The following is a 13,991-nucleotide window of genomic DNA, read 5'->3' as shown; positions in this document are numbered from 1 at the left end:
TCCGCCCGCGGCCGGACCGGCGGGATCAAGTCGTGCCTCCGCGGGATCAAGTCGTGCTCTCCGGGCGGGGCTTCTTCTCCCAAGGGTAGGCGGGCCGTCGCGTGGGCGCGTCGATCGCGGGCCGGGTGGGCTCCTCGGTCCTGCGCGACTCGGCGTTCTCCGGCCAGGTCTGCCGGCCGGCGGCGGGAGCGGCCGGCGCCTCCGGCCACGGCGACGGGGATGGCGTCGAGGACGGCTGCGGGGACGACGCGGCGGCGGCCGGTCCCGTGGTCCGCGCGGTCCCGGGTTCCGTCGTCGGCCGCGGCGTCGGCGTGGGAGCCGGCTCCGTCGTCCAGTGCCGCAGCGCGCCCGCCTCCATGTCGATCTGGGTGCTCAGCGAGTCCAGGTCGTCGCCCCCGAAGCGCTGGGCACGGTCGCGCGCGGCCCAGCGCAGGGCGTCGGACGACTTCGTGATCTGCTCGGTGCGCTCGCGCAGCGCGGGCAGCCGCTCGGCGAGGCGCGCCCTGTCCGGTTCACGCTCCAGGCGCCGCAACTCGGAGTCCAGTTCCTGGCCGTGCGCGCTGAGCCGGTTGAAGAGGGCCAGGGACTCCTTCAGCGACTCGTCCTCGGTGACGCCCGCGTCCAGCGCGTCCTGGGTGGCCCGCATCGATGTGCGCAGGGAGAGCCGCAGTTGGGCGAGCTGGCCCTGGGCCCCCGGCTGGGCGAAGGTCTTTGCCCTGAGGGTGTGGTCCTCCACGGTGCGGCGGGCCTGTGCGACGGTGCGGTCCACACCGCGCTTGGCGGCGCCGACCGCCTTCACCGTGGCATACACGCCCAGTGTCACGAACAGCACGAAGATCAGCGCGACGATGGCGACCACGGCTTCCATGAAGGTCCTCTCGGGTGCTGCGTCCAGTGCCGGTCGGCTCCTTTCACGGTAAACGGAAAAGGCAGGCCGAGGGTTCCGACGGAACCCCCAACCTGCCCGTAGGGGACTACCCTGAGCCGGCCGGTCCGAGTGTCACCTACGCCGGAACGATGTTCACCAGCTTCGGCGCCCGCACGATCACCTTGCGGATGCCCGCCCCGTCCAGCGCCGCGACCACCTTGTCGTCGGCCAGTGCCGCCTTCTCCAGCTCCTCGTCCGAGATCGACGGGGAGACCTCCAGGCGCGCCTTGACCTTGCCCTTGATCTGCACGACGCAGGTCACGGTGTCGTCCACGACGTACGCCGGGTCGGCCACGGGGAAGTCCCGGTGGACGACCGAGTCGGCGTGCCCCAGCTTGCGCCACAGTTCCTCGGCGATGTGCGGGGCCAGCGGCGCGACCAGCAGCACCAGTGACTCGGCGACCGACCGCGGGACCGGGCCGCCCACCTTGGTCAGGTGGTTGTTCAGCTCGGTGACCTTGGCGATGGCGGTGTTGAAGCGCAGGCCCTGCAGGTCCTGGCGTACGCCGTCGATCGCCTTGTGCAGGGCGCGCAGCGTGTCCGGGTCGATGTCTGCGTCCGCCACGTCGACCACGGTGACGTCACCCGTCGTCTCGTCGACCACGTTGCGCCACAGCCGCTGCAGCAGCCGGAACTGGCCCACCACCGCGCGCGTGTCCCACGGCCGTGACACGTCCAGGGGGCCCATCGCCATCTCGTACAGGCGCAGGGTGTCCGCCCCGTACTCGGCGCAGATCTCGTCCGGGGTGACCGCGTTCTTCAGGGACTTGCCCATCTTGCCCAGCAGCCGGGAGACCTTCTCGCCCTCGAAGTAGTAGGCGCCGTCGCGCTCCTCCACCTCGGTGGCCGGTACGGCGATGCCACGGCTGTCGCGGTACACGAAGGCCTGGATCATGCCCTGGTTGTACAGCTTGTGGAACGGCTCCGCGGAGGAGATGTGCCCCAGGTCGAACAGCACCTTGGACCAGAAGCGCGCGTACAGCAGGTGCAGCACGGCGTGTTCGGCGCCGCCGACGTACAGGTCGACGCCGCCGTGCGGCCGGCCCTCGCGCGGGCCCATCCAGTACCGCTCGACCTCGGGGTCGACCAGCTTCTCGGAGTTGTGCGGATCCAGGTAGCGCAGCTCGTACCAGCAGGAGCCGGCCCAGTTGGGCATGGTGTTGGTCTCACGGCGGTACACGCGCGTGCCGCGGCCGTCGCCCAGGTCCAGGCTGACGTTCACCCAGTCCCCGTTGCGGGACAGCGGGGTCTCCGGGGAGGTGTCCGCGTCGTCCGGGTCGAAGGTGCGCGGCGAGTAGTCCTCGACCTCCGGCAGCTCCAGGGGCAGCATCGACTCGGGCAGCGGGTGGGCGATGCCGTCCTCGTCGTAGACGATCGGGAAGGGCTCGCCCCAGTACCGCTGGCGGCTGAACAGCCAGTCGCGCAGCCGGAAGTTGACGGTGCCGCGGCCGACGCCTCCGCGCTCCAGCCACTCGGTGATGCGCGCCTTGGCCTCGACCACGCCCAGGCCGTCCAGCGAGATCTCGTCGTTCGCGGAGTCGATGATCTTCGCGTCGTACGAGCCGAAGGCGTTCTCCCAGGTCGACGTGTCGGTGCCGCGGCCGTCGGTGGGCTCGACCACGCAGCGGATCGGCAGTTCGAAGGCGCGCGCGAACTCGAAGTCGCGCTGGTCGCCCGCCGGGACCGCCATGATCGCGCCGGTGCCGTAGCCCATCAGGACGTAGTCGGCGATGAAGACGGGGACCTGCTCGCCGTTGGCCGGATTGGTCGCGTACGCGCCGATGAAGACGCCGGTCTTGTCCTTGGCCTCGGCCTGCCGCTCGACGTCCGACTTCGAGGCGGCCTGCGCGCGGTAGGCGGCGACGGCCTCGGAGGGGGTGGCGTGGCCGCCGGTCCAGACGTCGTGGGTGCCCTCGGGCCAGGCGGCCGGGGTGAACTTCTCGACCAGCGGGTGCTCGGGGGCCAGCACCATGTAGGTCGCGCCGAACAGGGTGTCCGGGCGGGTGGTGAAGACCGTGATGGCCTCGTCGCCGACGGGGAAGTCGACGCGGGCGCCCTCGGAGCGGCCGATCCAGTTGCGCTGCTGCAGCTTGATGGCCTCGGGCCAGTCCAGCGCGTCCAGGTCGTCCAGCAACCTGTCGGCGTACGCGGTGATCCGCATGTTCCACTGGCGCAGCTTGGACTTGAAGACGGGGAAGTTGCCGCGCTCGGAGCGGCCGTCCGCGGTCACCTCCTCGTTCGCCAGGACCGTGCCCAGGCCGGGACACCAGTTGACGGGCGCCTCGGAGGCGTACGCCAGGCGGAAGTCGCTCAGGACGTCGGCGCGCTCGGTGTGGGACAGCTCACTCCAGGGACGCCCGCCGGGGACCTCGCGCTCACCGCTCTCGAACAGGGCGACCAGTTCGGCGATCGGGCGGGCCCGGTCGGCGTCGGCGTCGTACCAGGAGTTGAAGATCTGCAGGAAGATCCACTGCGTCCACTTGTAGTACTCCGGGTCGATCGTCGCGAAGGACCGGCGCTTGTCGTGGCCCAGGCCCAGGCGGCGCAGCTGGACCTTCATGTTGGCGATGTTGGCCTCGGTGGACACACGCGGGTGCGTGCCGGTCTGCACGGCGTACTGCTCGGCGGGCAGGCCGAAGGCGTCGAAACCCAGGGTGTGCAGGACGTTGTGGCCGGTCATCCGCTGGTACCGGGCGTACACGTCGGTGGCGATGTAGCCCAGGGGGTGGCCGACGTGCAGGCCCGCACCGGAGGGGTACGGGAACATGTCCATGATGAACTTCTTGGGCCGGGCGGCCAGCTCGGGGTCGCCGGCCAGGTCACCCTTCGGGTTGGGCGCCGCGTAGGTGTCGTCCGCGTCCCAGACGTCCTGCCAGCGTGCCTCGATCTGCTCGGCCATGGCGGCGGTGTAGCGGTGCGGCGCGACCACCTCGGAAGCGGCAGCGGTGTTCGTCTCGCTCATGATCCTCAAAGCTCCATCGATCGTCTCTGCCAGCGGCTCAGGAAATGAAAAAACCCCTCGCACAGGAGGGGGCGCCGCGCCGATGCCGGTCGCGGTTTTCCGGCGACCGGGTGTGATCAGCGCGGCTCACTAAGCAGAAGGCGTACGGCACGCATGACGTCAGGGTACCGCAGCGGCCGAGCGGGGCGCGACGCGGTTTCGGCTACGCTCCGGCACTGAGTGTCGCTCCCCGCGCCGCGTCGACACACGCTGGACAAAGGTCAAAGGTTACTTCGCGTAAGGGCCGCTAAGGGACATCACCACTCCCTCACCGCCCTTTGATAACAGCGAGATAACTCAAACCTCGTACTCCTCGGTATGGCTCGACCTAGAGTGCGGCAGCGGGACCGCTTTCCCGAACTGTTCGGAGTTGCCCCATGAACTCTCGCCGCAACAACAGCACGCTCTCCCGGCCGAGTCGCTCGGTCCAGGGCGGAGTGATGGCTGCCGTTCTGCTGCTCATACCCGTCAGCGTCGTGGTCGGAGGTGACGCATTCCGCGACTTCATCAACTTCGGCGCGGGCGTGCTGTCCCTCGTCGCCCTGACCTGCTCGGTGCTCTGGGGACTCGTCGCCACCGACCGGGTCTTCCTCAACACCCGTCAGCGCCTGATCGCCCAGGCCGTGCACCGCACCACCGCGGTGAGCTCGGTCGGCTTCCTGCTGCTGCACGTCTCGGTCAAGCTCTTCCTCGACCACGTCTCCGCGATCGCGGTCTTCGTCCCCTTCGGCCTGGGTGTCACCGGCACGGGCCAGCTCATCGGATTCGGCACCCTGGCCGGCCTCCTGATGATTTTCACCGCCCTCACCGGCGCGCTGCGCAGCAGGTTCGCGTCCCCCGCGGAGGTCGCCGCCCGCTGGCGCGCGGTGCACATGCTGGCCTACCCCGCCTGGTGCGCGGCCCTGGTCCACGGCCTCTTCGCGGGCCGCGAGGCCAAACCGGTCTTCGTGATCCTCTACAGCCTCGCCCTGGTCGCCGTCATGGGAGCGCTGGCCCTGCGGGCGGCCCCCCTGCCGTTCAAGCGGAAGTTCGCCAAGCGCGTGCTGGCCCTGCTCGACAACGGCAACAACAGGGCGTTCCGCGAGGAGCCCCCGGGGCGCCGCGCCGCCGAGGCCCCGCGGGGCGGCGGCAGGGGCGGCGGCCGGCCCGGCTTCCCCGACCAGCCGATCCCCCAGCAGCGGGGCGCGTCCCAGCAGCGCTCCCCCTTCCAGGACACCGGCGCTTCCTTCACCGACACCGGGTCGCTCACCGACACCGGCGGCTTCGCGGCCGCCTACCGGGCCACGTCCAGCCCGCGCGCGCAGGACCCGCTGGACGTCGACCCGGCCCGGCCCATGCAGTTCCCGATGGACATGCAGCCCACGCAGGCGGTACCGCGCGTCGACGGCGGCGACGGGTCCCGCTGGCCGTCCCCCTCGCCGCCTCTCTACGAGGCCCCGCCGCGCCCCGCCCAGACACCGAACTACGACACGGGCGCCTTCATCCCCGTCTACGACGGTTCTCCCCCCGGCAACGCCTCGTACGGCGGGAGTGACTTGTACAACACCGGTGAGACGAACGACCCTCTCGGTACGTACAACCCGAACGACACGTACAACAGCGGTCCCGCCACTGAAACGCTGCCCGGTTCCTTCGACGCACCGAGCAACGGCGAACCCTGGAACGCGCCTTCCGGAGGCTATTAGTGAACGAGGCCCTTCCCGACGTCCCCGAAGTCCGAGTGGTGGGCCTTCCCCAGCTCACCTCCGGATTCGACCTCGTCGAGAGACTCGACCTGCCCATGCACCTGAAGGTGCACGGGCCGCTCGAGCCCATGGGCGGAGAGCAGCTCGCGCAGCTCTCCGAGCGGATCAACCTGAAGGGCCGCGGGGGCGCGGGCTTCCCGTTCCACAAGAAGCTGCGGTCGGTCGCCGAGGCCGCGATCCGCCGGGGCGTACGGCCCGTGGTCGTCGTCAACGGCAGCGAGGACGAGCCCGCCTGCCGCAAGGACACGGTGATGATCAACCGTGCCCCGCACCTGATCCTGGACGGCGCCCTGCTGGTCGCGGAGGCCCTGGGCGCCCGCACCCTGGTCATCGGCGTGACCCGTGAATCCACCCAGCGGTCGATGGAGGCGGCGCTCTCCGAGCGCGGGCTGACCAACCGGCGCGGGGCCACCATCCGCGCGCGGGTGCAGCGCAATCCCGTACGGATGGTGACCGGGGCGGCCGCCTCGCTGGTCCGTTCCATCGACGGCGGCCCGGCGATCCCGCCCGGCCGCAAGACCAGCGCGTCGCAGAACGGTGTCGGCGGCGCTCCCACGCTGCTGTCGAACGCCGAGACCTTCGCCCAGCTGGCCATCGGCGCCCGCATCGGCGCCGAGCGCTACGGGAACACCGGCCTGTACGACGAGCCCGGCACCGTCCTGCTCACCGTCTCCGGGGCGGTCGCCCGCCCGATGGTGATCGAGGCCCCGACGGGCGTACCGCTGCGCTACATCCTGCAGCTGGCCGGCGCCCCGCCGGTCCCGCAGGGCGTCCTGACCGGCGGCTACCACGGCAAGTGGCTGGACTCCGCGACGGTCAACGAGGCGATCGTCTCGCGCAACTCCCTGGACGCGGTGGGCGGGGCGCTGGGCGCCGGCGCGATCCTGCCGATCAGCATGAACACCTGCCCGCTGGGCGAGTCGCTGCGCGTGGCCCAGTGGCTGGCCGAGGAGAGCGCCGGCCAGTGCGGTCCCTGCTACCTCGGTCTGCCGGCCGCGGCCCGCGGCATGGAGGACATCCTCAACGGCGGCGGCCCGGCCGCCCTCGAAGCGCTCAAGCAGGTCGCCAACGCCGTGAAGCGGCGCGGCGCGTGCTCCCACCCGGACGGCTCCGCGATGTTCCTGGAGTCGACCATCAAGGCGTTCACCGACGACCTCGCGGCGCACGTCCTCGGCAACGGCTGCGGCCGGCCCGTGGAGGGTGTCCTGCCGCTCTTCGAGGGCGGCCAGCAGCCCACCGGCATCCCGGGCGGCCAGCCGCCGGAGGAGGAGCAGGGCGCGCCCCGTCAGAAGATCTTCGTGGACTGGACGCTGTGCCGCGGGCACGGCCTGTGCGCGGACATCCTCCCGGAGGTCTTCCAGCTGGGCGGGGACGGCTTCCCGACCGTCGCCCAGGCGTCGGTGCCCCGCTACGCGGAGGCGAAGGCGATCCGGGCGGTACGGCGCTGCCCCGCGCTCGCCCTGCGTCTGGAGGAGGACACCCGCGGAGCGGCTCCCCGGCAGAACCTGCCCGCCGTGCGCGAGGGCGGCGGGGGCGGCCGTCGCGCCCTGGGCCGCGGCCGCTGACCGACACGAAAGAGCGGGCCGTCCTGATCGGACGGCCCGCTCTTGTCTGTTCCGCAGCCGGCTTGCGTGAAGCCGACTTCCGTGGAGCTAAGGAGAATTGAACTCCTGACCTCCTGCATGCCATGCAGGCGCTCTACCAACTGAGCTATAGCCCCTCGCGGTGTTCCACCGGGTTTCCCCGGCGGCGACGCCAACATTACCGGTCTCCCCGGCGCTCCACCAAATCGTTTCCGGCCGCCGCCGGCGGCGCCGCGTCCGGGCCGTACCCGGGCGGTACGCCGGCGGTGCTCAGGCGGTGGCGAACGAGTAGAAACGCTTGAGCGTGCAGTGCTCGTCGAGGAGCCGGCCGTAGATCGGCTCGCCCTCCAGCTCGCGGTACGTCTCGATCGGGTCGCCTTTTATGATCAGCGCCCGCGCGCATTCCTCGCACCAGTACTGATAGTCGTGGTTGACCGGTTCCATGTCGCGCACGATGGGCGTACCACTGCCGCACCAATCGCACTTGCGCCTGTGTGCACCCATCGATCAGCTCCAGCTGCGGCCGCAGGCCGTGCACACGTAGGAAACTCCTCCGTCGTCTCCGGACACGGGGGCTCGGAGGGCCTCGGACCCGGGGAGGTCGCCGACCTTCCCGAGCATGCTCGCAGGCATCGCCACTCCCTCCCGTCGGGCCGCGCTCCCTTCCGGTCGTTTGATTCTGCCACGGCCGGAGCGGGACGGTCAGCGACGCCTTCGTACCAGTCCGGACACGTCACCCGTCGCACCGCTCGTCGCGCCGGCCGCGGCCGGCGTCCGCACGCGGACGAGCAGCACGTCCGAAGAGGTATACGCCCGCGGAGCCCAAGTGACTCAACCGGGAGGAAGATGAGGATGACGAAAGATCCCGCCCCCTGAGGGGACGGGATCTTCGATGTGTGGAGCTAAGGAGAATTGAACTCCTGACCTCCTGCATGCCATGCAGGCGCTCTACCAACTGAGCTATAGCCCCTTGTTGCGTCCCGGCCGCTTTCCCGGCGGCGGAACAAGAAGAACTTTAGCCTGCGACCAGCCGGAAAGTGAAATCCGGTGCCGCGGGCCGCCGGGGCCCTCGACCGGAAGGACCACCGGGATCCTCCAGGGCCACCGGAATCCTCCGGCCGGTGCGGCGGCCCGCCCGCCGGGCGCACGCACGTCCTGCCGGCCGGAGGTCCTAGTCGTCGTCGCCCAGCACCGGCTCGGGCAGGGTGCCCGCGTTGTGCTCCAGGAGCCGCCAACCGCGGGCGCCCTCGCCGAGGACGGACCAGCAGCAGTTGGAGAGGCCGCCGAGGCTCTCCCAGTGCTGGGACTCCAGGCCGAGGAGGCGGCCGATGGTGGTGCGGATGGTGCCGCCGTGGCTGACGACCACGAGCGTGCCGTCGTCCGGCAGCTTGTCGGCGTGCCGGAGCACCACGGGGGCCGCACGGTCGGCGACCTCGGTCTCCAGTTCGCCCCCGCCCCGGCGCACCGGTTCACCGCGCTTCCACGCCGCGTACTGGTCGCCGTGGCGCGCGATGATCTCCTCGTGCGTCAGGCCCTGCCAGACACCCGCGTAGGTCTCGCGCAGACCCTCGTCGTACGTCACGTCGAGGCCGGTGAGCGCGGACAGCTCGCCCGCGGTGTTCGCCGCCCGCTGCAGGTCGGACGCGACGATCGCGTCGGGCTGCAGGGACGCGAGCAGCCGGGCGGCGCGGCGGGCCTGGCCCACGCCGGTCTCGGTGAGCCCGACGTCCGTGGTGCCCTGGAAGCGGCGCTCCACGTTCCACAGCGTCTGGCCGTGGCGCCAGAGGATGACGCGGCGCCCCCGGCCCGCCTTCTTCCCGGCCCCGGACGGCGGCCCGCCGTCCGCCGCGGGACGGTCCTCGCCCGCGCCGTCGGTCATCGCAGTTCTCCGCGCAGCTCGGCGGCGTCCTCCGTGTCCTGGAGCTCGGCGTGCTCGGCCGCCTTGCCGCGGGTGGCCTTGGCGTCCTCGGGCAGGTCGAGCTCGGGGCAGTCCTTCCAGAGCCGCTCCAGCGCGTAGAACACACGCTCCTCGCTGTGCTGGACGTGCACCACGATGTCGACGTAGTCCAGCAGGATCCAGCGGGCGTCGCGGTCGCCCTCGCGGCGGACCGGCTTCGCGCCGAGCTCCTTGTTCAGCCGCTCCTCGATCTCGTCGACGATCGACTTGACCTGGCGGTCGTTGGGCGCGGAGGCCAGCAGGAAGGCGTCCGTGATCGACAGCACGTCGCTGACGTCGTACGCGATGATGTCGTGCGCGAGCTTGTCGGCGGCCGCCTGCGCGGCGGTGGTGATGAGCTCGGTGGAGCGGTCAGTGGCGGTCACTACAAGGCTTTCCGTAGACGGTCAGGAAACCCCGGGGGGTCGTACCCCAAGGGTCTCACGTACCGCCGACAGCACCCCACGCGACGGATGGATCACCCCGCGGGCCCGGCCGGGCGGCCTACTCGTCCGTCTTGTAGTCCTGGCCCAGCACCACCGACACGTCGGCGTTCGAGGTGACCTCGCCCTTCTTCACCGCGCTCGTGGGCAGTCCGAGTGTCTTGGCGACCTCCACCGCGTCCCCCTTCTTCGCGGTGTCGGCGTAGGTGACCTCGGACACCGCCTGCGCGAGCTGGGCCGTACCGCCGTCGACGAAGGTGTAGCCGCCGTTGAGCAGGACGACGCGGGCCTGCTCGGTGGCGTCCTCATCGGCCGTGGCGTTGCGGATGCCGACCTGGACGGCCGCGCCCTTCCCGGGGCTCCTGGCGGCGCCGCCGAGCACGTCCTTGACCACGCTGTCGCTGGCCTCCGTACTGAGCCGGCCGTCCGTCCGGACCGGCAGCAGCGCCGTCTTGAAGTCACCCTCCTTGGCGCGGTCCGCGAGCTTGGCGAGGAACGTGCCCAGGTCCTTGTCGGTCAGCGAGGGGTCGAGAATCTGCGCGAGGGTCTGCACGGTGGTCGTCGCGGCCTGCGCGTCGGACGACAGCTTGCGCAGCACGCCCTGCACGACCTGACCGAACCGCTGCAACTGGGCGTTCTGCAACTCCCCGGAGGCGCGGTACGTGGCGTACGCGACGGCCATCCTGCCGCTCAGCGTCCGGTCTTCGCCCTTGTTGACGAGGGGGGCCTCGCCCTTCTTCTTCGCCTCGGGGTCCGGCACGTCCGTGTCGGTGTCGATCTCGATGTTGCCGACCAGCTCGACCAGGTTGTCGAGGTACGGGGTGTCCAGGCGCCAGGTGCCCTCGATGTCCGTCCCGAGGACGGTGTCGAGCTCGTCGCGCGTCCCCGAGGAACCGTCGTCGTCGACCGACTTGGAGAGCGTCGTGGCGGAGCCGTCGTCGTCCGTCAGGGCGAGGGAGTTGGGCAGCAGGACCGTGGTGCCCTGCTTGGTGGTGGTGTTGTTGACGAGCAGGACCGTGGAGGTGCCGCCGCCCTTGGTGTTGTGCAGGTGGACGACGATCACGTCGCGCTTCTGGGCGCCGGCCGCGGTGGTCGTGCCGGAGTCCTGGTCCGCGTGCGAGCCAGGCAGCTTCTGCGCGTACCAGAGGTAGCCGGCCCCGCCGACCACGACCAGTGCGAGGACCACGACGAGGGCGACGACCCGGCCGCGCGCCCGGCGCTTGGCCTCCTCGCGCCGCTCGGTGCGGTTCTCGGTGAACTTCAGCCAGTCGATGACGTCTTCGGAGTTCTCGGGCGGCTCCTCGACGAACGCGAACTGCTCGGTGCGGTAGTCGGATTCGCCCTGCTGCCCGTCCTGCGGCCCGTCCTGCGCAGGCGTCCGCTCCGGTGCCGGCGGGGACGGCTGCGCGGGGCCCGCCTGCTGCGGGATGTAGGCGGTCTGCTCGGCGACGGGGGCCTGTCGGCGGCCGGTGTCGTACGACCCCGCGGGCGGTGCCTGCCGACCCGTTCCGGCCGGGTCGCCCGCTTCCGTCGTCCCGGTCGTCCCTGCCGTCCCGGTCGCGTACGGGTCGTAGCCGTAGCCCTGCCCGTGATCCACCGGGCCGCTCCGGTCGTAGTCCTGCCCGTATCCCTGGCCGTAGTCCTGCCCGTACCCCGGGTCGTAGCCCTGCCCGTATCCCTGTGCGTGCGGCTGCCCCTGGGGCTGTCCGCCGTAGGGATCGTACGATCCGTACTCGTCCTGTCGCGCAGAGTGCTGTGGTGGCTGCGAGGACTGCCCCGGCTGCGGCACCTGGCGGTACACGGGCTGTCCGAACTCGTCGTAGCCGACGAGTTCGTACTGGTCGCCCCCGTACCCAGCGTCGTATCGGTCGTTCACCGGTGCCCCTCTCGGCTCACTCGCCGCGGTACAGCTCTCGCTTGTCGATGTAGCGCACCACACCGTCCGGCACCAGGTACCAGACCGGATCGCCCTTCGCGACCCGGACCCGGCAGTCCGTGGACGAGATGGCGAGCGCGGGGACCTCGACGAGCGAGACACCGCCCTCCGGCAGACCGCTGTCGGTCAGTATGTGGCCGGGCCGGGTGACCCCGATGAAGTGCGCGAGGGAGAACAGCTCGTCGGCGTCGCGCCAGGTGAGGATCTGGCCGAGCGCGTCGGCGCCGGTGATGAAGAACAGGTCCGTGTCGGGGTTGAGCATCCGCAGGTCGCGCAGCGTGTCCGTGGTGTAGGTGGGGCCGCCGCGGTCGATGTCGATGCGGCTCACGGAGAACTGCGGGTTCTCGGCGGTCGCGATGACCGTCATCAGGTAGCGGTCCTCGGCCGCGGACACCTTGCTGTCGGACTTCTGCCACGGCTGGCCGGTCGGCACGAACACCACCTCGTCGAGGTGGAACCGTACGGCGACCTCACTCGCGGCGACGAGGTGTCCGTGGTGGATCGGGTCGAACGTTCCGCCCATGACGCCGAGGCGGCGCCGGCCCGGGTTCGACGGGCCGTTTCCGGTGCCCCGTCGCAGACCGTGCGCCATGGCGCCCGCCGGACCGGTAGGCATGTCCTGCTCTCCCATGCGTGCAGACCCTACCGGCCCGCGCGGCGGGCCCGGTCGAACGGGCGTCAGCGGTCGCGGTTGAAGCGGGTGGTGACCCACAGCAGCAGCAGGAGCGCGACGAAGGCTCCGCCGCCGACGAAGAGGGGATTCAGGCTTTCGTGGTTGCCACCGTGCTCTCCGCCCTCGGCGGCGAGTGTGACCAACTGGGCAGCGGTGCTGTGGAGGCTCATCTTCGGCGGGACCTATCCGATGGAGGGCGGGACAACGACTTGCGCACATCGTAAGCGGGGGGCCCCTTGCGCATCACTTCGACTCCGCCGTTGGGGAATTCGGCTCCATCGGGCGGCAGGATGCGGAACGCCGGCGTCCGCCGGTCCGGCCCACCGGGCCGGGAACCTTCTGCGGGGTCTCAGTCGTCCCGCTTGTAGCCGCGCAACAGGAACCAGGCCGCCAGTCCACAGCCGACGACCATCACGATCAGCACGATGCGGAGGAGATTGCCCGCTCCTTGCTGCTGGGCGGCGCTCGCGGCCTCGGTGAGCCAGGGCCCGGGGACATGCTCCATGACGTACCACTCCTTCGCTGTACTGCCCGTCCACGGTATCTCCGCCTACGCTGGACCCCGTCCCGGGGGCAGGCAAGGCGACCAAACGCATGGGGGACCACATGCCGGAAGACAGCCACGAGAACGTACCGAGCAGGCAGCGCAGGCGCTTCGAGGGGATCTCCTCCCGGGCGTACGAGCACCCCGCGGACCGCTCGGCCCTGGTGGCCCTGCGCAAGCTCAGCGGCTTCGACACGGTCTTCAAGGCGCTCAGCGGCCTGCTCCCGGAGCGCAGTCTGCGGCTGCTGTTCCTGTCGGACTCGGTACGCGTCTCGGACGCCCAGTTCGCCCACCTGAACGTGATGCTGCGCGACGCCTGCTACATCCTGGACCTCGACAAGGTCCCGCCGATGTACGTGAACCAGGACCCTCAGCCGAACGCGATGTGCATCGGCCTGGACGAGCCGATCATCGTCGTCACCACCGGCCTCGTCGAGCTGCTCGACGAGGAGGAGATGCGGGCGGTCATCGGCCACGAGGTGGGCCACGCGCTGTCCGGGCACTCCGTCTACCGCACGGTCCTGCTCTTCCTGACCGGACTCGCGCTGCGCGTGGCGTGGATCCCGCTCGGCAACCTCGCGATCATGGCGATCGTGACCGCCCTGCGCGAGTGGTTCCGCAAGTCCGAGCTGTCCGCGGACCGGGCGGGCCTGCTGGTCGGCCAGGACCTGCGGGCCTCGATGCGCGGCCTGATGAAGATCGCGGGCGGCAACCACCTGCACGAGATGAACGTGGACGCGTTCCTCGCGCAGGCCGAGGAGTACGAGGCCGGCGGCGACCTGCGCGACTCGGTGCTCAAGATCCTGAACGTGATGCCCCGCTCGCACCCCTTCACCACGGTCCGGGCGGCCGAGCTGAAGAAGTGGGCGGAGTCCCGCGACCACCAGCGGATCATGGACGGCCACTACCCGCGCCGCGACGAGGACGGCGACACCTCGGTCACGGACTCCATCCGCCAGTCGGCGGCCAGCTACGCCAACGGCATGAAGAACAGCAAGGACCCGCTGATGAAGCTGGTCAGTGACATCGCGGGCGGTGCGGGCGACCTAGGCGGCCGGGTGCGGCGCGGCTTCGGCGGTTTCGCGGGCGGCGGCACCGCGGGGGGCGCCGACGGGGGGAATTCCGGCACCGCGACCAAGGAGCAGCCGCGCACCGACCGCCCGGAGGACGAGGGCCCCGGCGGAAGCGCCTGATCGCGGGCG

The 13,991-nt window shown here is 70.9% G+C and carries 12 protein-coding genes and 2 tRNA genes; 3 read left to right on the top strand and 11 right to left on the bottom strand.

All coding sequences use genetic code 11. The features are described from left to right. Positions 1 to 46: 46 nt before the first annotated feature. Both QFZ75_RS25715 and leuS read right to left on the bottom strand, forming a co-directional pair. Positions 47 to 868 carry a hypothetical protein gene (locus tag QFZ75_RS25715; protein ID WP_307540524.1) on the bottom strand — a complete coding sequence of 274 codons (822 nt, stop codon included), beginning with the start codon at positions 866 to 868 and terminating at the stop codon, positions 47 to 49. Positions 869 to 1,004: 136 nt separating this feature from the next. Continuing rightward, positions 1,005 to 3,890 (bottom strand): leucine--tRNA ligase, encoded by a 2,886-nt coding sequence (leuS, locus tag QFZ75_RS25710; protein WP_307540522.1) that lies wholly within the window; start codon positions 3,888 to 3,890, stop codon positions 1,005 to 1,007. 416 nt (positions 3,891 to 4,306) lie between these two features. On the opposite strand from leuS, the gene QFZ75_RS25705 reads away from it, so the two are divergent. Together QFZ75_RS25705 and QFZ75_RS25700 are read left to right on the top strand one after the other, a co-directional pair. Beyond that, positions 4,307 to 5,614 carry a ferric reductase-like transmembrane domain-containing protein gene (locus QFZ75_RS25705; protein ID WP_307540520.1) on the top strand — a complete coding sequence of 436 codons (1,308 nt, stop codon included), beginning with the start codon at positions 4,307 to 4,309 and terminating at the stop codon, positions 5,612 to 5,614. Then, entirely contained in the window at positions 5,614 to 7,239 is a 1,626-nt protein-coding gene (locus QFZ75_RS25700; RefSeq protein WP_307540518.1) for an NADH-quinone oxidoreductase subunit NuoF family protein, read from the top strand. Before QFZ75_RS25705 ends, QFZ75_RS25700 begins: the two co-directional genes overlap by 1 nt. 82 nt (positions 7,240 to 7,321) lie before the next feature. On the opposite strand, the gene QFZ75_RS25695 is transcribed toward QFZ75_RS25700, so the two are convergent. The 9 genes from QFZ75_RS25695 to QFZ75_RS25655 form a co-directional block, all read right to left on the bottom strand. Then, positions 7,322 to 7,394 (bottom strand) — tRNA-Ala (locus QFZ75_RS25695). 133 nt (positions 7,395 to 7,527) lie between these two features. Next, a complete protein-coding gene (locus tag QFZ75_RS25690) occupies positions 7,528 to 7,761 on the bottom strand; it encodes a hypothetical protein (RefSeq protein WP_010986886.1) in 234 nt (77 codons plus the stop codon). A 393-nt stretch (positions 7,762 to 8,154) separates the two neighbouring features. After that, positions 8,155 to 8,227, bottom strand: a tRNA-Ala gene (locus QFZ75_RS25685). Positions 8,228 to 8,428: 201 nt separating this feature from the next. Further along, entirely contained in the window at positions 8,429 to 9,136 is a 708-nt protein-coding gene (locus tag QFZ75_RS25680; RefSeq protein ID WP_307540516.1) for a histidine phosphatase family protein, read from the bottom strand. After that, positions 9,133 to 9,579: a ribosome silencing factor gene (gene rsfS / locus QFZ75_RS25675; RefSeq protein ID WP_307540515.1), complete on the bottom strand. Its 447-nt coding sequence runs from the start codon at positions 9,577 to 9,579 to the stop codon at positions 9,133 to 9,135. Before rsfS ends, QFZ75_RS25680 begins: the two co-directional genes overlap by 4 nt. A gap of 118 nt (positions 9,580 to 9,697) precedes the next feature. Beyond that, entirely contained in the window at positions 9,698 to 11,512 is a 1,815-nt protein-coding gene (locus QFZ75_RS25670) for an LCP family protein (RefSeq protein ID WP_307540513.1), read from the bottom strand. A gap of 16 nt (positions 11,513 to 11,528) precedes the next feature. After that, positions 11,529 to 12,203: a nicotinate-nucleotide adenylyltransferase gene (gene nadD, locus QFZ75_RS25665; protein ID WP_307540511.1), complete on the bottom strand. Its 675-nt coding sequence runs from the start codon at positions 12,201 to 12,203 to the stop codon at positions 11,529 to 11,531. 47 nt (positions 12,204 to 12,250) lie between these two features. Next, positions 12,251 to 12,415: a hypothetical protein gene (locus QFZ75_RS25660; protein WP_307540509.1), complete on the bottom strand. Its 165-nt coding sequence runs from the start codon at positions 12,413 to 12,415 to the stop codon at positions 12,251 to 12,253. Between the two features lie 179 nt (positions 12,416 to 12,594). Next, the gene (locus tag QFZ75_RS25655; RefSeq protein ID WP_307540507.1) at positions 12,595 to 12,750 is read right to left on the bottom strand and encodes a hypothetical protein; all 156 of its coding nucleotides are present in this window, start codon (positions 12,748 to 12,750) and stop codon (positions 12,595 to 12,597) included. Positions 12,751 to 12,851: 101 nt separating this feature from the next. Here QFZ75_RS25655 and QFZ75_RS25650 point away from each other — a divergent pair, with 101 nt between their 5' ends. Beyond that, positions 12,852 to 13,982 (top strand): M48 family metallopeptidase, encoded by a 1,131-nt coding sequence (locus QFZ75_RS25650; protein ID WP_307540506.1) that lies wholly within the window; start codon positions 12,852 to 12,854, stop codon positions 13,980 to 13,982. The last annotated feature ends 9 nt before the right edge of the window (positions 13,983 to 13,991 follow it).

The organism is Streptomyces sp. V3I8, assembly GCF_030817535.1.
GTDB lineage: Bacteria > Actinomycetota > Actinomycetes > Streptomycetales > Streptomycetaceae > Streptomyces.
This window is presented reverse-complemented; position numbering and strand designations above follow the sequence as displayed.